The organism is Allocellulophaga tsushimaensis (genome assembly GCF_055383085.1).
The window spans coordinates 4,070,522-4,092,666 of record NZ_AP039451.1 but is presented as its reverse complement, the minus strand read 5'-3'; the positions used below and the strand labels follow the sequence as shown (position 1 = coordinate 4,092,666).

20 protein-coding genes are annotated in these 22,145 nt (G+C 31.1%); 8 read left to right on the top strand and 12 right to left on the bottom strand.

What is annotated here, in order from left to right:
• Positions 1–158: 158 nt before the first annotated feature.
• The 4 genes from ACZ451_RS17540 to ACZ451_RS17525 all read right to left on the bottom strand — a co-directional run bounded on the left by ACZ451_RS17540 (position 159) and on the right by ACZ451_RS17525 (position 3,858).
• Positions 159–884 carry a head GIN domain-containing protein gene (locus ACZ451_RS17540; protein WP_464214710.1) on the bottom strand — a complete coding sequence of 242 codons (726 nt, stop codon included), beginning with the start codon at positions 882–884 and terminating at the stop codon, positions 159–161.
• A 190-nt stretch (positions 885–1,074) separates the two neighbouring features.
• On the bottom strand, positions 1,075–2,859 hold the full coding sequence (locus ACZ451_RS17535) for a PspC domain-containing protein (protein WP_464214709.1): 1,785 nt from the start codon (positions 2,857–2,859) through the stop codon (positions 1,075–1,077).
• 2 nt (positions 2,860–2,861) lie between these two features.
• A complete protein-coding gene (locus tag ACZ451_RS17530; protein WP_464216938.1) occupies positions 2,862–3,197 on the bottom strand; it encodes a PadR family transcriptional regulator in 336 nt (111 codons plus the stop codon).
• Between the two features lie 205 nt (positions 3,198–3,402).
• The gene (locus ACZ451_RS17525; protein WP_464214708.1) at positions 3,403–3,858 is read right to left on the bottom strand and encodes a DUF4870 domain-containing protein; all 456 of its coding nucleotides are present in this window, start codon (positions 3,856–3,858) and stop codon (positions 3,403–3,405) included.
• 254 nt (positions 3,859–4,112) lie between these two features.
• On the opposite strand from ACZ451_RS17525, the gene ACZ451_RS17520 reads away from it, so the two are divergent.
• The 4 genes from ACZ451_RS17520 (at position 4,113) to ACZ451_RS17505 (ending at position 6,653) form a co-directional block, all read left to right on the top strand.
• Positions 4,113–4,568 carry a DUF4442 domain-containing protein gene (locus ACZ451_RS17520; protein ID WP_464214707.1) on the top strand — a complete coding sequence of 152 codons (456 nt, stop codon included), beginning with the start codon at positions 4,113–4,115 and terminating at the stop codon, positions 4,566–4,568.
• 325 nt (positions 4,569–4,893) lie between these two features.
• Positions 4,894–5,547 carry a DUF2461 domain-containing protein gene (locus ACZ451_RS17515; RefSeq protein WP_464214706.1) on the top strand — a complete coding sequence of 218 codons (654 nt, stop codon included), beginning with the start codon at positions 4,894–4,896 and terminating at the stop codon, positions 5,545–5,547.
• An 11-nt stretch (positions 5,548–5,558) separates the two neighbouring features.
• Positions 5,559–6,146: a GDP-mannose pyrophosphatase NudK gene (gene nudK, locus ACZ451_RS17510; RefSeq protein WP_464214705.1), complete on the top strand. Its 588-nt coding sequence runs from the start codon at positions 5,559–5,561 to the stop codon at positions 6,144–6,146.
• A 3-nt stretch (positions 6,147–6,149) separates the two neighbouring features.
• Positions 6,150–6,653: a peptide-methionine (S)-S-oxide reductase gene (locus tag ACZ451_RS17505; RefSeq protein WP_464214704.1), complete on the top strand. Its 504-nt coding sequence runs from the start codon at positions 6,150–6,152 to the stop codon at positions 6,651–6,653.
• Here ACZ451_RS17505 and ACZ451_RS17500 read toward each other — a convergent pair.
• Positions 6,650–7,921, bottom strand: coding sequence for a D-alanyl-D-alanine carboxypeptidase (locus ACZ451_RS17500; RefSeq protein WP_464214703.1), 1,272 nt, complete (start codon positions 7,919–7,921; stop codon positions 6,650–6,652). The genes ACZ451_RS17505 and ACZ451_RS17500 overlap by 4 nt on opposite strands.
• A 102-nt stretch (positions 7,922–8,023) precedes the next feature.
• Here ACZ451_RS17500 and ACZ451_RS17495 point away from each other — a divergent pair, with 102 nt between their 5' ends.
• Positions 8,024–8,218, top strand: a complete 195-nt coding sequence (locus ACZ451_RS17495; protein WP_464214702.1) for a hypothetical protein — start codon at positions 8,024–8,026, stop codon at positions 8,216–8,218.
• A 14-nt stretch (positions 8,219–8,232) separates the two neighbouring features.
• Here ACZ451_RS17495 and ACZ451_RS17490 read toward each other — a convergent pair whose 3' ends face one another.
• The gene (locus ACZ451_RS17490) at positions 8,233–9,186 is read right to left on the bottom strand and encodes a LysR substrate-binding domain-containing protein (RefSeq protein ID WP_464214701.1); all 954 of its coding nucleotides are present in this window, start codon (positions 9,184–9,186) and stop codon (positions 8,233–8,235) included.
• A 1,363-nt stretch (positions 9,187–10,549) separates the two neighbouring features.
• Between ACZ451_RS17490 and ACZ451_RS17485 the strand changes: the two genes are divergently transcribed.
• Complete coding sequence (locus tag ACZ451_RS17485; protein WP_464214700.1) at positions 10,550–11,863, top strand: hypothetical protein; 1,314 nt, start codon at positions 10,550–10,552, stop codon at positions 11,861–11,863.
• Between the two features lie 181 nt (positions 11,864–12,044).
• Positions 12,045–14,204 (top strand): TonB-dependent receptor, encoded by a 2,160-nt coding sequence (locus ACZ451_RS17480; RefSeq protein ID WP_464214699.1) that lies wholly within the window; start codon positions 12,045–12,047, stop codon positions 14,202–14,204.
• A gap of 84 nt (positions 14,205–14,288) precedes the next feature.
• On the opposite strand, the gene ACZ451_RS17475 is transcribed toward ACZ451_RS17480, so the two are convergent.
• The 4 genes from ACZ451_RS17475 to ACZ451_RS17460 all read right to left on the bottom strand — a co-directional run bounded on the left by ACZ451_RS17475 (position 14,289) and on the right by ACZ451_RS17460 (position 17,886).
• The gene (locus ACZ451_RS17475; protein ID WP_464214698.1) at positions 14,289–15,167 is read right to left on the bottom strand and encodes a metallophosphoesterase family protein; all 879 of its coding nucleotides are present in this window, start codon (positions 15,165–15,167) and stop codon (positions 14,289–14,291) included.
• Between the two features lie 103 nt (positions 15,168–15,270).
• Complete coding sequence (locus tag ACZ451_RS17470; RefSeq protein WP_464214697.1) at positions 15,271–15,795, bottom strand: CIA30 family protein; 525 nt, start codon at positions 15,793–15,795, stop codon at positions 15,271–15,273.
• Positions 15,796–15,859: 64 nt separating this feature from the next.
• Positions 15,860–16,525, bottom strand: a complete 666-nt coding sequence (locus tag ACZ451_RS17465) for a hypothetical protein (protein WP_464214696.1) — start codon at positions 16,523–16,525, stop codon at positions 15,860–15,862.
• A gap of 110 nt (positions 16,526–16,635) precedes the next feature.
• Complete coding sequence (locus ACZ451_RS17460) at positions 16,636–17,886, bottom strand: DEAD/DEAH box helicase (RefSeq protein WP_464214695.1); 1,251 nt, start codon at positions 17,884–17,886, stop codon at positions 16,636–16,638.
• A gap of 154 nt (positions 17,887–18,040) precedes the next feature.
• Between ACZ451_RS17460 and ACZ451_RS17455 the strand changes: the two genes are divergently transcribed.
• Complete coding sequence (locus ACZ451_RS17455) at positions 18,041–19,027, top strand: aldo/keto reductase (protein ID WP_464214694.1); 987 nt, start codon at positions 18,041–18,043, stop codon at positions 19,025–19,027.
• Between the two features lie 65 nt (positions 19,028–19,092).
• Here the strand turns inward: ACZ451_RS17455 and rluF are convergent, their stop codons facing one another.
• Both rluF and ACZ451_RS17445 read right to left on the bottom strand, forming a co-directional pair.
• Complete coding sequence (rluF, locus tag ACZ451_RS17450) at positions 19,093–19,827, bottom strand: 23S rRNA pseudouridine(2604) synthase RluF (RefSeq protein ID WP_464214693.1); 735 nt, start codon at positions 19,825–19,827, stop codon at positions 19,093–19,095.
• A 640-nt stretch (positions 19,828–20,467) separates the two neighbouring features.
• Positions 20,468–22,021, bottom strand: a complete 1,554-nt coding sequence (locus tag ACZ451_RS17445) for an NAD(P)/FAD-dependent oxidoreductase (RefSeq protein WP_464214692.1) — start codon at positions 22,019–22,021, stop codon at positions 20,468–20,470.
• Positions 22,022–22,145 lie beyond the last annotated feature (124 nt).

The following is a 22,145-nucleotide window of genomic DNA, read 5'->3' as shown; positions in this document are numbered from 1 at the left end:
GGACTATCTACGTTATAGCTTTTATCGTAATAATAGTTGTTTTGATTAATAAATCTATTTAATGTTAGTCTATTTTAAGGAGCAGACAAATTTTATATAAGAAAGCCCACTATGACAATAGTGGGCTTTTTGTTTTTGGTTAGTTGATAAATAAGTGTCTAATTTCTGTGGTTTACACTACCAGAAACGTGTTTTTTAGTATCAGCACTAGCGTCTCCATAGTAGGTAATATTTCCACCGCTACTAGCTTCAGCAGTTAAGTTATCTGTAACATCAATAGATGCGTTACCACCACTACTTGCCTCTGCATCACATACTTTAGCTGTTAAATCTTTAGCCCTTATCCTACCGCCACTGCTCACATCTAAAGAGGCAGTATCTGTTTTACCACTTAATTTAATATGAGCACCGCTACTAGCATCAATATCTAGTGATGTCGCAATTATTTCGGCATTTATTTGAGCACCGCTACTGGCACCAATTTCTAAAATATCACTATTTATAGTATTGATAACTTTTAATTGTGCGCCACTAGAGCTTTTTAAAGTATTGATATTTGGTAAAGAAACATATATCTTTTTTGTGGCGCTACCTATATTTTTAGAAGAATGAATACGTAATTTCCCGTTTTTTATTTCGGTTTCAATTAAATCTATAATATTTTCATCTGCTTCTACTTCTATATTAAATTCATCTGCTTGTGTAATAATAGCTTCTAAACCTTCCGATACTGAAATAGCAGTAAAATCATCAGATACTGTTCTTGTATCTTTTACTACGGTACCATTTCCTTTAATACCACTACCTAAATTAATATCAATATTACATGATGATACGAATACTGATAGGGCTAATGCGATTACGATTCTTGCAAGTGTTGTCATGATTGTTTTTTGTTTTTATGCTGTCCTGATATTACACAAGACAGCTAGTTGATTGTTGTTTTAATTCCTGAAACAAGTTCAGGATAAATGATTGATGTAAAATTGCTGTTTTTATTTGTATTGCTATACTTTTAATTACTGAGTTGTAGTATTATGATGCTGAATTGTGATGAGCAGCTTCTAAACGGATTTAGTCATTTTCATTATTTTCTATTTTTACGCCCTCTTCATTAATTTTCATTTTTACAGACTCTCCATCCTCATTAATATCAATATTAATTCCGTTCTCATTTATTTGTACTTTATTGCGTTCTCCATTTTCATTAATATTAATATCAATACCATTTTTGTCAATTCTAATTCTATTTTCAGTATCGTCTTCTTCTATTTTTTCTGGACAATCTAAACATTTAAATTCTCCATCTGCTCCCATTTTCCAATTATAATCTTGGATTTTTCGCCCATGCATGTTTTTATCATTATTATTTCTGATACGGTACCCATTAGTTTTTTCTAAATCATACGATACCGCAATTCCCTCAGGAATATATAGGGTTACAATAACTTCTTGATCTTTAAACTTATTTGATTTTTCGGTACTTAAAAAACTATTTAAATAAATGGCATTGCCTTTTACCTGATAGGAATAGTCTATTTTTTCTGCTGTTTCTCTAGCGTTCTTAAAAGACCTTCCTCTTGCTTCTTTATGCAATTGAATTCGTATGATAGAATCTTGAGATTTTTTTATATTATACCTCACATCATTAGATAATAACATCTCATTTCCATTGGCATCTTCGTATACTTTTAAATTTCCAAGATTCATAGTGTCATGAATTCCTTGATCATTAGAAGATGAAATTTTTATGTGTACAGGTTCTTGCGCATTTTCTACAAATAATTCTGTTTTATTTGTAGAACTGCCTTGGTAAGCTCTTTCAGTACCCTGTCTAATGCCTAATACAATTAAAGCTATCAAAGAAATTAACCATAAACCTAGTAAAGAAAATTTGGCTATTGCACCAATAGATTTTAAGTTTTTTACCAATATTTTTAAACCTAAATAGAGTAAAAAGAATAGCGGAATTGCTGTAATAAAAAACACAAAAATGGAGGTTAACCATATAGGAGTATTAGTAACATCGGCTATCTGATAAAAATTTACCCCTGGAAAATGCACAGAATCTAGAATAATTCCTAAAGGCAATGTAATAAGTAATGCAATAATACTAACAGCACCAACAAATATGAGTATGATACCAATAAACTTTGCAATTACTTTAAAGAAAAACATGATAATATCTCCAATAGTATCAAAAAAAGTTTTCCCACTACTTTTTACTTTTTGACCAACTTGTTCGTAATCTACGTTCTTAATTTTTTGGGCAACATCATCAAAGCCTTCCTTGACCTTACGTTCTATATTGCTGATGTTGATATCCTCCCCCCGCATGTCTAGCTTTTGAGAAGTTGTAGCTGCTTCGGGAATTAAAATCCATAAAAGTCCATAAATTAAAATAATACCTCCACCAGAAAAAATGGTTAGTACAATCCATAAGATGCGAATCCAAATAGGGTCTACATTAGCATAATGCGCTAAGCCCGATGAAACTCCGGCAACATACTTCGTTTCTACATCTCTATATAATTTTTTAACTCTTCTTCTCTCTCCAGAATTGCCTCTAATTGGCTCATCATCAAAAATATCTTCATCTATCTGATAATCCTCGGGTTGCCCCATAATAGCGATTACTTCATCTACTTCTTTTTGTGTAATTACCTGGCGTTCATCTTTTAATTTTTCTTGAAAAAGTTCTGCAATTCTAGCTTCAATATCAGCTAAAATTTCATCGTTCCCAGGAGTATTTACAAAAGAACGTTTTATAGTTTCAAGATAGCGTCTCATTTTATTGTACGCATCTTCATCTATATGAAAAAGTATATTTGCGAGATTTATATTTACTGTCTTGTTCATTTTTAATTGTTTTTGTTGTTGGTTACAAGATTTGTTGCATTTCTTAATTCATCCCAAGTGGAATCTAATTCTTTTAGAAACAGCTTACCCGTTTCGGTAAGGGTATAATACTTTCTTGGTGGTCCAGATGTGGATTCTTCCCAACGGTAATTTAATAGTCCTGCGTTTTTTAGTCTAGTGAGTAATGGGTAAATAGTACCTTCTACGACTAACATTTTAGCATCTTTTAAAGTGCCTAGAATTTCAGATGCATATTTGTCATTTCCGTTAAGGATAGATAATATGCAATATTCTAGCACACCTTTACGCATTTGTGCTTTTGTATTTTCTACATTCATATCTTCTTTTTGCTTTTTATGCCGTGCCTGTTTTTTATAGGACAAGCTTTTTTCTTGTGCTTTTGTAGTTGAGGTCTGCATAGATTAACTGTTCGTTTTTTGATTGATGAATAAACATTCTTTTTTGATTGATTTTTAATCTCGGTTTTTGCCGAGTGATGAATAAACTGTTTTTATGAGGTATGATGAGTACCTCTTTGATTACTTATTTGATAAATTTTATAGTGATAGGGTATTTAAAACGTTCCCCTTCATTAGTTTTAATAGTTGCTAATATGGTATAAACAATATTAACAATAGTTAATGCGCCATGTAATAAACCAGAAATTCCTAAAGGCCAAACCCAATTTCCATTTCTAAAAAAGTTACTATCAAAATGAAAATTGAAACCGCTGTTTCCAAAATCAAAAATATTTGGCATAAAGCCTACAAAAAAAGGAATGCTTACAACACTTAAAATAATTGCATAAAGCGCTAGGCTAATTTGAAAATTTAAAGCTTGTTTTCCATTGTAGTCTACATATTCGTATTCCTTTTTATTTGCAGTCCATAATACAAGCGGAATGATGAAATTTCCGAAGGGAATAAAATATTTAGAAAAAGTAGAGGCGTGGATGATTGCCGATAAGTTTCGTTCGTGTTTTGATACTGTTTCTGTCATGACTTTTAATTTCTTAGAAAACGTGTTTTTTAGATTAGTTGTTTTTTGTGTATTGATCGTTAATTTAATTGATGATTTTTTATCAGATTTAGTAATCACATAATAGCTGACTATGCAAATATATGGCTAAAAGAAGGTACTATGCAAAACAAAGTACTATAATTTAACATAAAATTAACAAATTAATTATCTTTTCCTATTCATTTTTGATAACCCTTTTTATTCCATATTTTTAGCATTAAATCATACGTAATATGGCAATGTCTACAAGCAAATTCAACACATTTACTTTTTTAAAATTACCATCTGCATGGTGGTGTGGCGTGCGTTTAAAGCATATAGATAAAAAAAAATGTATTGTTAGTGTTAAACATAGATGGGTAAATCAAAATCCGTTTAAATCTATGTTTTGGGCAGTACAAGGTATGGCAGCAGAGTTAAGTACTGGTGCTATGGTAATTGCACAAATTAAAGAAAGTGGACAGCGTATTTCTATGTTAGTGGCTAATAATAATGCTAATTTTTCTAAAAAAGCAACTGGTAGAATAACCTTTACTTGTGAAGATGGTCATTTGATAGGGGAAGCCGTTAAAAAAACAATTGAAACAGGAGAAGGGCAAACGTTTTGGATGAAATCTGTAGGTGTAAATACAGATGGTGTAGTAGTGTCTACCTTTAATTTTGAGTGGACCGTTAGGGTTAAAAAGTAGTTTTTTAAGGAGTTTATGAGTTTATGCGCTGAGCGCTAGTTTATAAGTTTATAGAAAAGGTTATGAGTTTATTTGCCATAGTAGTGTATAAGTTTATTGAAAAAAGATTATGAGTTTATCCTAAACTAACGTATGGGTTCATTTAGAGAATTTCCCCTTGAGGGGACTTTAGGGGTATAAATGGAAAGTTAATTAGGTTTAAAAAAAGTTTATGAGTTTATGCTTTGCGCACTAGTTTATAAGTTTATGAAAAAGTTTTAACCTTAATGAAAGTAATAGTTTTGAAAAATATAGTTTTTAAAAGCCAAAATAATATAATTCAAATATGAGTTTTATAAACCTATTCAATTTTTTAGAAGAACTTCAAAAAAACAATTCAAAAGAATGGATGGATGCTAACCGGAAACGTTATAAAGAAGTAAGAGATTTTTATATTGGTTGGTTAGATCTAATGGATGGTAAATTAGCTGCTATAGATTCTGAATATTATGCAACTCCTGGGAAAAAGGGCATCAATAGAATTAATAATAACTTATTATTTCATCCCAATAAACCCGTTTATAAAGATCACTTTGGAGCAGGTTTAGATAAAGCACCAAATACAGGAGATTTTTATGTGCAAATAGGCATCAATGAATCTCTTTTTGCTGGTGGAATATGGCGTCCAGATGCTAAAACCCTAAAGAGTATAAGAGATGCTATTGATTATGATGGAGAAGAGTTAAAAAAAATTATCAATAAAAAATCATTCAAAATTACTTTTGGAGATTTATATGAAGATGTAAAATTAATAAGACCTCCAAAAGGTTATGCTAAAGATCATCCGCATATTGATTTATTAAAAAATAAAACATTTGCAGTGGTATGTTCTTTAACTAAGAAAGAGGTTTTACAAGATAATTTTAATGATAAAGTAATCACTGTGTATAAAGAAATGTTGCCTTTTAGAAGGTATTTAAATAAAGCAATAACGGTTTAAATACGAAAATTTTGAAAAATGGTAAAGTAAGAAATATTAAAAACGAAGTATTATCAGATAATTGGTACACACTAAACAAAGTAACCTTTGAATACCAAAGAGAAGATGGTACTTGGGAAGAACAACAGCGAGAAGCCTATGATAGAGGTAATGGAGCTGCTATTTTATTATATAATAAAAAAAAGAAAACTGTTATTTTAACCAAACAGTTTAGAATGCCAACTTATGTAAATGGTAATAAAAGCGGAATGATGATAGAGGTTTGCGCTGGGCTTTTAGATGGCAATAACCCAGAAGACTGTATTAAAAAGGAAGTAGAAGAAGAAACAGGATATGAGATTACTACAGTAGAAAAAGTGTTTGAATCTTATATGTCTCCTGGTTCAGTCACAGAAATACTCTATTTTTTTATTGGCGCATATGAAGATAAAATGAAAATATATCAAGGAGGGGGCGCCACTGATGAAACAGAAAATATAGAAGTTTTAGAATATTCTTTTGAAAAAGCAATAGCGATGATGGCTAGTGGCGAAATCAAAGATGCTAAAACAATAATGCTACTACAGTATGCAAAATTAAATGCACTATTTGTTGAATAAAAAATGAAATCTGTATCTAAAATTGCATTAGGAGGTGGCTGCCATTGGTGTACAGAAGCTGTATTTCAATCTCTTAGAGGTGTAGTTGCTGTAGCACAAGGTTTTGTAGCATCAGATGGAACCAATTGTACTTATTCTGAAGCAATTATTGTACATTATACTCCCGAAATAAGCTTAGAAGATTTAATTAAAATACATTTATACACACATAAGTGTACAGCAAATCATTCCATGCGAAATAAATATAGGTCTGCAGTGTATACTTTTAAAGAAGGAGATAAAGATATTATAGAAGGGATACTAAAAAATATGCAAAATAATTTTCCGGAGAAGTTAATTACAAAAGTGCTATCATTTGTATCTTTTAAACCGTCTGATAAAATGTTTCATAATTACTATTATTCTAACCCTCAAAAGCCTTTTTGTGAGACCTATATTGCACCTAAATTACAGTTGCTACTTCAAAAATTTTCAAAAAGCTTAAAACCCGAACTTGTTAAAATTTAATAGGTATCTCTAATTTTTTCAAAAATTAGTTGTGCCCTTTTTTTTACAGCTATGCTGGGCTGAGTATAATGATTGTTCATAAAACTAAAAATCAACGTTTTTCCTGAAGCAGTAATTAAATAACCGCAAATAGAATAATTATTTCCTAGGCTTCCTGTTTTTGCATAAATATAGGGTTCAGGATTACCAGCATACCATTTTTTTAAGGTTCCGGAAACTCCGCCTACTGGGAATAAATTAAATAATTGTTGTTTAGGAACAGTCATATACAATTTGTGTAATACATGAACCATATTTTCTGGTGTGGCTAAATTATACCGTGATAACCCAGAACCATCTACCCAACGCGGTACTTGTTTTAAGTCTTTTAGTTGTGTCTTTAAAATAGTATCAATTACTTTATTGATCTGCAATGTATCAGAAATTGTAGATGATGCAGTGATTAATAATTGTTCTGCTAGAAAATTATCACTCTCTAGCATCATTCTTTTGTAAATAGAATCTGTGGCTATACCATACACTATTTTTTTATTCCCTTTAGGAAAATTTGTGATAAGGCGTATTTCTTTTTTTAAGATTTCTTCTAATAATTTTTGAGTAATAACTGCATTAACTTTAAAAGGGATAGTTAGCGTATCCTTTTTAGCATAGTTATAATAGAAGGTATTGGTATCTTCTTTTCTGCGGATTGCACCTTTATGGAAACGCACATTTTTCTTAAAATAAGAAGGGCTAACCTGTAATGAATTTGTTTTGTGCACTTTAATTACATTGCCATATAATGGAAGACTATTCCTCTCTGTTTGAAAACCATATTGGTAATCTTCCCAGGCCCAACCAGGACCATACCTGTTTTCTTGAAAATGATGTACAGATAAAGCAATATTTTTATAGGGGCGTAAAAAATTAATACAACTACTATCTTTAAAATATGGATGCAATGTAGTTGGGTTTCCGGTTCCTTCTATATATAGTGTATCATTAATAGTGATATATTTTAAGGTGGGTATTTTTTTGGGTAAAAGTTGTAAACCACTAAAAAGACTAAAGATTTTTATAGTACTTGCAGGAGTAAAATATTTAGAACTATTGTTTTTATAAAGCGTATCATTCGTAACTGGATCAAAAATTAGGAGTCCAGTAAATTGATTTTCATAGAATTCCTCTTTTAATATCTGATTCGTAAGCTTACTGATTTTTCTTTTTTTACCACTAGAACAACTAATTAGTGTTAAAATAAAGCAGATGACAATAATTATATTTTTCAATTTTTGCTATTTTTCTAATTTTATGTTAAAAAATTTTGTTTAACTTTTTTGTTTAACTTTTTTTGCTAAATTAGTAACACTAATCTAAACGTAATATATCATATGACGCAAAGTATGTTAGAATACTCAAAAATAGTACTTAAAAAAGTTAGTTTTGATACTAAATTATTTTGTAAAGAACTTGAAAAAGCAATTTCTTTTTTATTACCAGAAGAAATAGAAGAATTACACTCCTGGTTAATACAATTTGTTACAGATAAGCCAGAGTTGGAACAAAGCATCATTTATTTAAAATAAAAAAATAAGCCACTTTAAAAGTGGCTTTGTTTTTTGTTTACAGGACTTATAATTTCAACATCTTGAAAAGCTATAGCCCCCCTTACAATACTAGAAATAACATCTTTTATAGCTTCAGTAATTTGAATTTTTAATTCACTTTTATGATAAATAAGACTTACTTCTCTTGCAGGAGAAGGTTTTGTAAAGTGTTTTAAATTGCTTTGTCTTGTATCATCCAAACTTAAGGTATTTAAAAAGGGTAAAAGTGTCATACCCATACCTTCATCTGCTAAATTAATTAAGGTTTCAAAACTACCGCTTTGTAGTTGAAAGTGTTCTTCTCTAGAATTTTTAGAAGATTTGCAAAGATTTAAAACACTGTCTCTAAAGCAGTGACCGTCTTGTAGTAAAAGCACATCGTTAATATCTAGATCAGAAGTATTTAGTTCTAAATTATTATTTAATTTATGATTATTAGGGATATAACCAACAAAAGGTTCATAATATAAAGGACGCTCTTTTATAAACTCTATTTCTAATGGTGTTACTGCTATACCAGCATCAATGTAACCATCTTGTACATTTCTAATTAAATCTGAGGTATTTTGTTCTTTTATAATAAGATTTACTCTGGGATACTTTTTTATAAAGGTATTTAAAAACATAGGGAGTAATGTGGGCATTACTGTAGGAATAATACCAAGCGTAAATTCTCCACCAATAAATCCTTTTTCTTGATCAACAATATCTTTAATTCTACTTGCCTCGTTTACAACATTTTTAGCTTGAATGATAATTTTTTCACCAACTTCTGTAATTGCGATGGGTTTTTTAGAACGATCAAAAATTTGAATATCCAATTCATCTTCAAGTTTTTGTACTTGCATGCTTAAAGTAGGCTGCGTTACAAAGCTCTTTTCGGCAGCTAAAGTAAAGTTTTTAAATTCTGCTACTGCTAGTACGTATTGTAATTGTGTAATAGTCATTTGTATCTGTATTATAAATCAAAAATTAAAAAACTATATAACAGAACTATAATTTTTTACAATAATAAAACTATAAACTTTATGTTTAAATAATTTTTGTAAAAAGCCCTGCTACATACTTATACGTAACAAGGCTTTTAAACAAACAAAAAACAATCACAAACTTTTACTTTAATTTCTCTTTCATTATGTATTTATGTGGTATCTCCTAGTAAAGAGAGTACCTTTTTGATAATTTATTATTCATTATTAAAAATTCATTTTTGATTTCAACAAGTCAATTTTTTAAAACATATCGATTAAATGGTTAAAAATGAACTACTTAATCAGACAAGAATAGTAGCAGCTTCTTACATCTTAAAACTGTTAAATTCTATTTTTATACTTTAATAATTTGATTTACAGTATATTATGTTTCTTAAATATAAAAGTTAAAAATTTACTCCTCAATAACTTTATGTAATTAGAATACAAAAATGATATTGTCATGATATCTATGTGAACTTTTTTAGTTTTTAATTTTATGAATAGTAAAGTAAGTTGATCAGAATTATATTTGTATAAGAGAGGTTTTACTCTTTATTGTATATGCTTTCTAAATTTTCAGCAACTATTTTAAAGAGTACCTCTTCAAATTTTAGACTGCTTATATTATATTTTATACTTGTTATAAACCTCTTTTAGTACCATTTTTACCATAAATTCAACTTATTTTTCAGAATAAGGTTTATTGCTCCTTTTATTTATTGTCATTTATGACTAAACTTTTTCCTTGTTATTATAATACCATAACAAGTACATGTATAAATAGATATAAGATTTGTTATACCATCTCTAATCTTACTTACGATATATAGAAGACCATGAAAGAATGTTTAAAATGCAAAAAATCTATAATATTTTATTTGGATTACAATACATTATATAATAGGTAGCATCGTGATCATATTTTTCTACCAATACCAATACTATTTTTTAATGCTTATGACTAATTTTTCTCTTCTGATATTTTAGTTACTTGATGGAATTTATAAATACGCCCGTAATTTTTAATAAGTAGCATATATTAATAGATAATAACTATCACAGAAGTATCAACAAGTTATTCTTTTTAGGTTTCGTTTTTGTAATAAAATTCTTGTTTTTGGCTATATTTTTTTTTGGCTTTTTTTTAACATGTTAAAATAATCTTTTCAACTAATTGATTTTCAGTTATTTAAAAATTTTAACACATGTGATGCAAAATATTAGTGTAAGTACTTTTATGTATTCCTGTCTCAACTAGTAATTCATATTTAGGCCTTTTGAATTAAAAAAAATAAGAATAACACAATAGAAATATAACAACATTTAAAAATTGAACATGAAAAATTTAAGAACATTATTTTTAGGAATGGTAGCGACTACAATGTTTGTAGCGTGTACTAAAAATCCAGTAGTAGATGCACCAGATGCACCAGACGTAGAGGCTACAGAAGCAGAATTATTATTAGCAAGTATTGAAGAAGATGGAGGAGTTCCTTATGATGCTGAAAATCCAGCACTTACTTTTACAGCTGCACAAAACGTTTTCTTACCTAGTGTTTTAGGTATTGATTTTAGAACAGATAGATCTGTTGTTCCTGCAGGACCAACTGGAAGATTCCCTATGTTTAAAGGGTGGGAAACTACGCCTAATGGACCAAGAGAATGTTACTACGTAATTACAGAATCTTCTGATAGAGATATGGCTGTAGAAATGGGTCTTATTTTTGCACCAAGAATGGCTAATGCACTCGGTTCTGATGGAGTTCAAAATGCAACATTTACAGAAGATGGTAGACTTATTTTTGAAGGATCTGTTGATTTTTCTCCAAAAAGATCTTTAGTAGCAGGAGCAGGTTCTGGCGATGGGATATTAGATGCTTTTCCACCAGCAGCAGTTAATCCTGGAGCAATTGCAGATGCCGCTTGGTCTTCTTATGTAGTATTACCTAGTGGAATTGTAATTAACGCTCAAATGGTAGCAAATAGTACTGGTATTCATGATAGAATTCCAAATCCAAATGGAAATGCACAAGAAGATGAGGATGATTTTAACAATCCTAACTTTGCTCCAGAAAGAGCATCAGTTGTTATGCAACTTTTAGATGGATGGCATGAAGAAAGACCTTACTATTTCCACCTTGTTACAGATACTTCTGATCCTGCACCAGCAACAATTGAATTAGGAGTTTTTGCACCAAGATTAGCAAACTTACCAACATTTGGTTTATTCCCAGGAGGTTCTATGTTACCTTTTAGCCCAACCGCTAACGGTAGAACTTTTGATAACGGAGATGGTTTTGGAGTACAAGGTTTAAATGCTGCTTCTGCAAGTGATAGACAAGTACAAGATCCAACAAATACATTCCCAATCGATCCAAGTAATGATTTATATTCTCCAATGTGGGATGCACATATTACTGAATTTACAGTTCCAGAAGCTGATCGTCCAATCTTAAGAAGTTTTGGTCAAATTAATGATCTTTTAGCTGATGGTACATTAATTAACTTTAGAGGAAATGGAAATCCAGAGCCTTTAGATAATGCATTATCTAACTTATTAACTGCTACTGGAGCAATCATCAATTGCCCAGTAATTACACAGCCAGATGCTAGTGTTATTGGTACTCAAATAGGTGAGCCACGTAATTAATAAAAGATTTTTTAATCATTAAAAAGCCTAGTTGCATTTGCAGCTAGGCTTTTTTTATGTGTATTATTTTTAGCATAGAACCCGTTTTTTACATTTCAGAAGTAAAAATCGGCAATTCAGTATTTCCTTTTATGTGAGTTTGTTTTTGTAAGCCACTTTTGTGTCAAACAAAAATAATATCATGAAAACAATTACCACTCTTTTACTACTTTGCAGCATATTACAGGCAACTGCTCAACATACTATTTCTGGAACAGTAACCAATAAAAAACAGCAACCAATTGTTGGTGCAAATGTATATTTAGAAGATACTTATGATGGAACTTCTACTGACGAAAATGGAAATTTTTCTTTTATAACTTCAGAAACTGGAACTCAAAATTTAATTGTTTCAATGGTTTCTTTTGAGATTTTTACACAAGCAGGCGATGTTTCGTATTTAAAAGATTTAAAAATTACTTTACAAGAATCTATTAATGAATTAACAGGAGTTACTTTAACCGCTGGGACTTTTGAAGCAGGTGATAATTCTAAAGTTTCCGTATTAAAACCGTTAGATATTGTTACTACCGCTGGCGCTTTAGGAGACTTTGTTGGAGCTTTACAAACACTACCTGGGACATCTACAGTAAGTGAAGATGGGCGTTTATTTGTAAGGGGTGGTGATGCAGGCGAAACACAAATATTTATAGATGGTATACGTGTTTTTCAGCCTTTTAATGCTACAGCTAATAATATTCCAACTAGAGGTCGTTTTTCTCCTTTTTTATTCAAAGGAATGTCCTTTAGTACTGGGGGGTATTCAGCAGAGTACGGACAGGCACTTTCTAGTGTGTTGCTTTTAAATACTACAGATTTACCAGATCAAGAAAAAACTGATATCTCTATAATGTCAGTTGGAGGTGGAGTAGGGCATACTGAGATGTGGAAAAATCAATCTTTAAGTGTAAATACTTCATATATTAATTTAGCACCGTATGAGAGTTTAATACCGTCCGATCAGGGTATTGCATGGAATAAACCATTTGAATCTATTTCTGGTGAAGCTGTATATAGAAACATACAAGATAAAAGTGTTTTTAAGGTGTATACTAACTTTAACCATAGTAATTTAGACATTAGTCAAGAGGATATTAATTTTGAGGACTTCGTTAGGTTTAAATTAAAAAACAATAATATTTATTTTAACAGCACCTATAAGTACTTTTTTGAGAATAATTGGGTCTTATCTTCGGGAGCAAGTATTTCTTATGATGAGAATAAAATAGGAATTATTGAAGATAGAATAAGAACACAAGAAAATGCAGCACATGTTAAAGTAAAAGCAAGAAAAAAAATTAGTAATAAGTTTAAACTTAATATTGGAATTGAACATTTTAATACTAATTATGCAGATATTTTTGAAGGAAATAATAATTTTATAGCCGAAACTGAAGTAAAAGATAATTTAAGTGCGGCATACACTGAAGCTGATTTCTTTTTCAGCAATAGTTTTGCGATTAAATTTGGTGCAAGAGGTGAGTATAGTCAGGTTTTAAAAGATTTTAACTTCTCTCCTAGAATTTCTTTGGCCTACAAGAGCAGTGAAAAAGGACAATTTTCTTTTGCTTATGGAGACTTTTATCAAAATCCATTTAATGATTATTTAAAGTTTGATAAAAGTTTACAATCAGAAAAAACGACTCATTATATTTTAAATTACCAATATACAGGAAATGGAAAAACATTTAGAGCGGAGGCATATTATAAGAACTATACTAACTTAATTAAATTTGATACAGAACGCCCCCAGTTTAATTCTAATTTTAATAACCTAGGAAAAGGTTTTGCGAGAGGGGTAGATCTTTTTTGGCGCGATAATAAAAATATTAAAAATCTAGATTATTGGGTTTCCTATTCTTTTTTGGATACAGAAAGAGATTACCTGAATTTTAGAACACAAGCTACACCAACTTTTGCTGCTAAACATAATTTTTCGTTTATCACTAAATATTGGATAGATAGTTTACGATCCCAAGTAGGTTTATCATATAATTTTGCTTCAGGAAGATCATACGATAATCCAAATACAACTGCTTTTTTAGCAGAAAAAACAAAGCCTTTTAATAATGTAAGTATAAACTGGGCATATTTAATTTCTCCGCAAAAAATACTATACGCATCAGTAAATAATGTTTTGGGTTTTAATAATGTCAATGGGTATCAGTATGCTAATACACCTAATGCACAAAATCAATTTGATAGAAGGGCTATTACGCCACCAGCAGACAGTTTCTTTTTTGTAGGTTTCTTTTGGACTATTAGTAAAGATAAAAAAACCAACCAGCTAGATAATCTTTAAAGCATGTTAAACTAATTATATGACTCGCTTTTTTAAATGCAGTAAAAATATGAGTAATACAATATAATTTACAAAAGGAACACCTTACTCTAAAAAATTAGTATCAAATAAAAATGGATTTTCTAATGAAGGATCTACGGTTACTTGTACAGCTCTTGAACCACCAATGATTTGGACTCTATGGATGTTTTTTTCTTCATAAGGCGTATCATTAATCCAAAAATGTCCATCGCCATTTAAAAATAAGATTGGTTTATCATACATCTTAGCAGACTTTCGGAATTGTGTTGTAAACGTATTATATTTTTCTGGCTCAAAATTTACAATATTGGCGTGAGCAAATAGTACCGTTGCAATTGCTTCATCTTTATAGTCTGTTAAAAGTTGCGTTACCCAATTAGCATCATCGGTAAGTCTTTTTTGCCATTCTTCTGCATCGTGTATTCTACCACCTACCAAATTTATTGCTATAAATAATACATTATCTTGTATCCAACTGAAGTTTTCTAAGCGTTCTGTTTGATAGCTAATTTTATGTAAAAAATTAGGTTTTGTATTAAATGGTAAAAAATACCTATTCCAATTTTCAAGTCCTGTTATAGGATCAATACAATCGTTATATTCATTATCACCTAAAACCACAAAAGTAGGTGCTGAAAAATCGGAAAGAATAGCGCTAACGTCCTTATAAATAGATGTGTCACAGGGCGTTCCACCAGGCGTAATATCACCAACATGAATTATAAATTCTGATGTATTTTGTGCATTGTGTTTGGCCACCATTTCCACAAGATCATTACGTTGTTCACTAGTATAAGGAACGTCTCCAATTGCTGTAAACACAATTTTTGATCTCGCTACCATAGGAGTTTGTTCTGCGGGTTCTACATTTCTATTTCCACATGACACTACTATTAAAACGCTAAAGATGCATAAATATATATTGATTCTTATAGCTTTCATGAGTTGTTTTTTATCAAAGATAAAAGTATAATTTAGTTAAAGATAAACTCTAGTTTTATCTAATTCTTGATAAAGAGATATCATAAATTATAAAAAAGTTTTTTTATTCAAGGTAGATATGGTCTATTAATAAAATAAAATCTTCTTCTTTTTTATTCCCAATTAAAAAGGCTATTTCATTTATTTCTTTTCCATCATAATTTGGAATAGCTAATTTTCTACCTCTAAAAGCAGGATACATTTGGGAGAAATTAATTGAGATAGTCTGCCATTCACCAGTAGTAGCAAAATTTCCAATATAAGAATGTCTATCACTTTTACCAGATTTAATTCTAAATTGATATGATTTTTTATCGCCCTTAACTTTTAAAACAACTTTTTTATAATTTGTAAGCTCTTTTATCTGATTTCGAAATCGTACAGAAGCAAACCCTCCATTATTTTCTAAAGAAACATGCCCTTTAAATTCCCCATAGCCATCATTATTTAAAGAAAAAATAGCAGATGAAACACCACCCATAACGCCGTCATTAATTACATACCAATTAGAAATATCACTTTCGGCATTAAAATTAAATAGCGTTGCGGTATTCATAAGATATAGGATATAAATAATTATATAATTCATACTACAAATTACAATTTTTAAGTCTAAAAACCTTTGTAAGTACTTTTAAAAAATATCAGGCGAGTTATTTTTCTAAAAAAGCGATTTCTTTTTTAGATAATTTTCGGAAAGCAAATTTATATCCTAAATACGATGCAATTCCATAAAATAGTAAGTCTGCATAACTAAAAGTTTTGGAGAGTAACGGAAAAATATTTGCATAGTCAAAGAACAATAAGGATTCTACATACCCAAGCCCGTTTTGACAAGCATTACTGCCTATAATGCTAAAAAAATTTCCTAATATACAACTACAAACTGCCACTATAGCGCCAGTAATACCAAATACTTGCTCTACTCCATTACCAAAAAGGCGAATAGAATACCCTATAATAATTCCTACAACAAATGCTAAATATCCTATTTGATAACCACTAGAAACTACAATAGTTGCCCATAATATAGCACATAATATACCTACAGATATGCCCCCAAATAATGCCATTTTATAATCTTGTTCCTCTTTTATTTTGTGTAAAGATTTTTTAGAAAGGGTAGGTAAAACTGCTTTATGACTTATAGACTCCTTATTATCTAAATGAGCAGTTATAGATGTGTCTAGAATAAAGTGAGGACATGTAGGGTTAAAATCTGCTTTTTGATCTGTTAAACCACATAGAACATCTTGTTCCTTATCTAATTTACGATTTATACACTTTTTACAGTATATCAATTGCTCTTCTCTTGTCATTTGTAGGTGTTAGGTGGGTATGCCGTACTTAAACAATTTGTTTTTGTACACATATACAACGAACAAAAGAACGATAAATTATTTTTCCTACAAATTTTATGTAAGAAATATTATAATTTTTTGTTAGTAATCCGATTACGGTTATTGGATTTTTTCTTGTTGGATTTGTTTTTAGATCTATTTTGAGTGTTATGTTTTGGTTTTTTTGTATGCTTTTGTGTTTCTTTAGTTTCATCAACATAGGGATGCTCTGAAATTACGGGTACTTTTTGACGTATTAATTTCTCAATATCTCTTAAATAAGGTCGTTCTTCAACATCACAAAAAGAAAGTGCTATACCACTAGCTTCTGCTCTACCTGTCCTCCCAATACGGTGTACATAAGTTTCTGGCACATTGGGTAAATCATAATTGATGACTAATGATAATTGATCTACATCTATACCTCTAGCAGCAATATCTGTTGCTATAAGTACCTTTAACTTTCCATTTTTAAAATCACCTAAAGCATTTTGCCTTGCAGTTTGCGATTTATTTCCGTGAATTGCGGCTGCTGCAATTTCTGCCCTACCTAAAAGTTTTACAATTTTATTAGCCCCATGTTTTGTTCTAGAAAAAACTAATACGGCATCACTAGCTTTCGTTTCAATTAAATGAATTAGTAATTTAACTTTATCACTTTTAGCAACATAGTAAAGTGCTTGTGCTACCTTTTCTGCGGTAGCCTGTTTTGGTTTAATGGTAACCTGTTCAAAATCACCTAAAATTTTTCGTGATAATTCTACTATTGTTTTTGGCATTGTTGCAGAAAAGAAAAGCGATTGTCTTTTTGGAGGTAATTTGGCAATGATTTTCTTAATATCATGGATGAAACCCATGTCTAGCATTTGGTCAGCTTCATCTAATACAGCAAATTCTATATCGCGTAAAGAAATAAAGCCTTGGTTCATTAAATCTAAAAGGCGCCCAGGTGTTGCCACTAAAATGTCTATTCCTTTTCGTAATTCAGCCACCTGTTTTCCTTGTTTAACTCCGCCAAAAATCACAGTGTTTTTAATACCAGTAAATTTACCATAATCAGTAAAACTTTCTCCAATTTGTATGGCTAGTTCTCTTGTAGGGGTAACCACCAATGCCTTTATAGTTCTTTTTCCATTTTGTTTTGCATGGTATAAATGATGTAGAATTGGAATGCCAAAAGCTGCAGTTTTTCCTGTTCCAGTTTGCGCAACGCCTAAAAGGTCTTTTCCTTGTAATAAAATAGGAATGGCTTGTTCTTGTATAGGGGTTGGGTTGGTATAACCTTGTGCTTCTAATGCCTTTAGTATAGGGGTGGCTAGACCTAAATCTTTAAATGTCATATAATATATGTATGTAGCAAAGGTAGTTGATTATGAATTGATAAGTTGATCCGTTTCATAATTATTAAAAAGTTAAAATATCTTAAAGTCTATATGGATCATATTTTATAACTATCGCAATCTTTTATATTTGCGCTACACTAAAAATAAGAATATGGAATATAGAGTATTAGGAAAAACTAACCTTAAAGTATCAGAAATAAGTTTAGGTACATGGCAAGTTGGTGGTAAATGGGGTTCTCCATACAACCATGCTAATGCAGAAGAAATTATTAATACAGCTATAGATAATGGTATTAATTTTATTGATACTGCGGATGTGTATAGCGATAAACTTAGCGAGCAAACTGTAGGTAAAATAGTTCGTTCTAGGTCTGAAGAAGTTTTTATTGCTACGAAGTGTGGAAGACAATTAAACCCGCACAATAATAAAGCATACCAAGTTGATGTATTAAGAAAATTTGTTGAAGATAGTCTTACTAATTTAGGAGTAGAGCGTATTGATTTAATACAATTACATTGTCCGCCAAGAGAAGTGTATTACCGTCCAGAAATTTTTGAATTATTTGATACCTTAATGCAAGAAGGGAAAATTAGAAACTATGGAGTTAGTGTAGAAAAGATAGAAGATGCTTTAAAAGCTATTGAGTTTGAAGGGGTGAGTACGGTACAGATTATTTATAATATGTTTAGACAAAGACCTTCTGAATTATTTTTTAAAGAAGCTAAAAAGAAAAATGTTGGTATATTGGCTCGTGTTCCTTTGGCGAGTGGATTGTTAACAGGCAAGTTTTCAGCAACTTCGTCTTTTGATAAAGAAGATCATAGAAATTTTAATAGAGATGGTGCTAGTTTTGATAAAGGGGAGACTTTTTCTGGTGTAAATTTTGATCTAGGTTTATTGGCAGTTGAAGAGTTGAAAAAAGTTTTTGGAGAAAATGAAAACCTCATTCATAAAGCATTACAATGGGTTTTAACGGATGATGCTGTAAGTTGTGTAATACCAGGGGCATCTTCTTTAGCACAAGTAAAAAGCAATATAGCAGCAGCTAATGCTTCTAAACTAAGTGCTGATGAGTATGCGAAAGTAAAAGAGATTTACGAAAAATATATTAAAAAAGAAGTACACCACTTGTGGTAGTACACATAAAATAATTTATGGACGCCAATATCATCAATAATGATATTGGCGTTTTTCGTTTAAATCTAATCGTGTGTTTTAGAAGATGCTTCTACAAGTCTGTTTATTTCTTTTAATTCAGCTTTGGTAAGATCTCTCCATTTACCAACAGGAACATCCAATTCTATATTCATAATCCGGATGCGTTGTAATCTTTTTACACGATACCCTAAATATTCACACATTCTACGAATTTGTCTATTTAAACCTTGTGTTAATACAATGCTGAATGTATACCGATCTATCATGCTAACCTTGCAAGGTCTTGTAACGGTATTGAGAATAGGAACACCCACACTCATTTTACGAACAAAATCTGTGTTAATGGGTTTGTTTACCGAAACAATATATTCTTTCTCATGGTTGTTTCTGGCTCTAAGAATTTTATTTACGATATCCCCATCATTCGTCATAAAAATTAGGCCTTCGCTAGGTTTATCTAACCTTCCAATAGGGAAAATACGTTCAGGGTAATTAATGAAATCTATAATATTATCTTTTTCTACACCAGTATCTGTAGTACAAACAATGCCTACTGGTTTATTAAAAGCTAGGTATATGTTTTTTTTGTGATCCGCTTTTGAAATTAATTCGCCGTCAACCCTAACTTCATCTCCAGTACTAATTTTAGTGCCCATTTCGGGTACTTTACCATTAATAGTTACTCTCCCTTGATCAATTAATTTATCAGCTGCTCGGCGAGAGCAATAGCCAACTTCGCTTAAATATTTGTTTATTCTGGTTGTTTTTTTTTCTTCCATTTATTTGAAATCATACGGATTGTAAAATTACTGTATTATTATGGTAATTGCTTGGTGAGTTTATAAGTTTAAAAAGTTTATTTGTGTTTTAAGTTTAGGAGTTTAAAACGTTTTAGTGTTTATTAGTTTAGGAGTTTATAGATTTATATTATCAAGTACTAAGTTTATATGAGAGTTATTGTCCCCTTGAGGGGATTTTAGGGGTGTAGAAATTAAGGTTAGCAAGGTTATAAGTTTATTTTAAAGGGGTTATGAGTTTATGTTTCGTCTAGAAAAATTGTTGAATCGTTTACTTGTTGAACTATTAAATTGTTTATGAGTTTATACGCTAGTTTATAAGTTTATTAAAGTATTGTCCCCTTTGGGGGTTTTAGGGGTGTAGAAATTAGGGTTAGCAATGTTATAAGTTTATTTTAAAGGGGTTATGAGTTTATGTTTCGTTTAGAAAAATTGTTGAATCGTTTACTTGTTGAACTGTTAAATTGTTTATGAGTTTATACGCTAGTTTATAAGTTTATTAAAGTATTGTCCCCTTGAAGGGACTTTAGGGATGTAGGTACTAAGTTTATTATGTTTAAGTGGTTTAGAAAAATTATTTTCAACCATCAACCCTTGTCCTGAGCGGAGCCGAAGGGAACAGCTACAGTCCTCTAATTGCAGCTTCAGCGCATCGTTCTCCATCCATAGCCGCAGAAACAATCCCGCCAGCATAGCCACCACCTTCTCCGCAAGGAAAAAAACCTGATATTTCTGGATGTTCTAGGTTTTCTTTTCTTGGAATATTTATGGGAGATGAGGTTCTAGACTCTACACCAATAATATTAGCTTCTTGGGTATAATAACCTCTCATTTTTTCTCCAAATGCGGCAAAACCACCGCGTAACCTACTTCCTATCAATTTGGGTAATAAGGAATGCATAGGAACAGAATTTAACCCGGGTTGGTAAGAAGTTGGATTTAGCGTATCTGATAATTTACCTTCAACAAAATCGGTTAAACGTTGTGCTGGTGCCGTCTGTGTGCGTCCACCAGAAGTAAAAGCTAACTTTTCTAAGTTTTTTTGATACTCTAAGCCTTTTAAGGCACCAAACCGTTCAAACTTCTTTAAATCTTCCTCTACATTAATTTCTACAACAATTCCAGAATTTGCAAATAAATTATTTCTTTTAGAAGGGGACATGCCATTAACAACTACCTCACCTGGAGCAGTAGCAGCAGGAACAATAAAACCACCAGGGCACATACAAAAAGAATATACGCCTCTGCCTTTTACTTGTTCTACTAAACTGTATGATGCGGCTGGTAAAAGTTCGTTACGATCACCTGAACAATGGTATTGAATGGAGTCTATAATATGTTGCGGATGTTCTACCCGCACCCCCATGGCAAAAGACTTGGCTTTTAAAGCTATTTTTTTCTGATCTAATAGATGAAAAATATCGCGAGCTGAATGTCCAGTAGCCAAAATAACACGATTTGTTAGCATTTCCTGGCCATCTTGTAATTGGATGGCTTTGATTGTGCTGTTTTCTATCGTAAAATCGATTACTCGGCTTTCAAAATGAACTTCTCCACCATGTTTTAGGATGGTTTCTCTAATATTCTGTACAATTTTAGGCAGTTTATTCGTTCCAATATGAGGATGTGCATCCACTAAAATTTGTGCTGTAGCACCATGATGTACCAAACTTTCAAAAATACGGCGAACATTACCGCGCTTTAAACTACGAGTATATAGTTTACCATCAGAATATGTACCTGCACCGCCTTCTCCATAGCAGTAGTTAGAATCTACGCCAACAGTATGCTCTTGGTTAATTGCTTTTAAATCTCTTCTGCGGTCTTGTACATTTTTTCCTCGCTCTAAAACAACTGGTTTAAACCCTAATTCTAAACATCGGAGGGCAGCCCACATCCCCGCAGGACCAAAACCAATAATATGAACCTCTTTAGCTTTAGAAACATCTTTATACTTAAACGTATAATCTGGTTTTTCAGGAGGTTTTTCTCTAATGTAAACTTCTAGTTTATAATTAAAATAAATTCTTGGTTTACGAGAATCTATAGATTTCCGAAGTACTTTTACCACAACTTCTTCTTCAGAAGCACCTACATGTCTTGCTGCTTTTTTTAGGAGAATGCCATCTATTGCTTCTTCTTTTAAAGAAATTCGTAATTGAAAAGTTCTGATCATAGCACAAAATTAGTGGAAATAGAACAATTTAACTCTGTATGCAAGATTTAAATGCACTGAGATTTTCTGCTAATTCAAATTAATTTTTTCATCTCTTTTCATTTGCTTTGTATCCCTTTGCTAG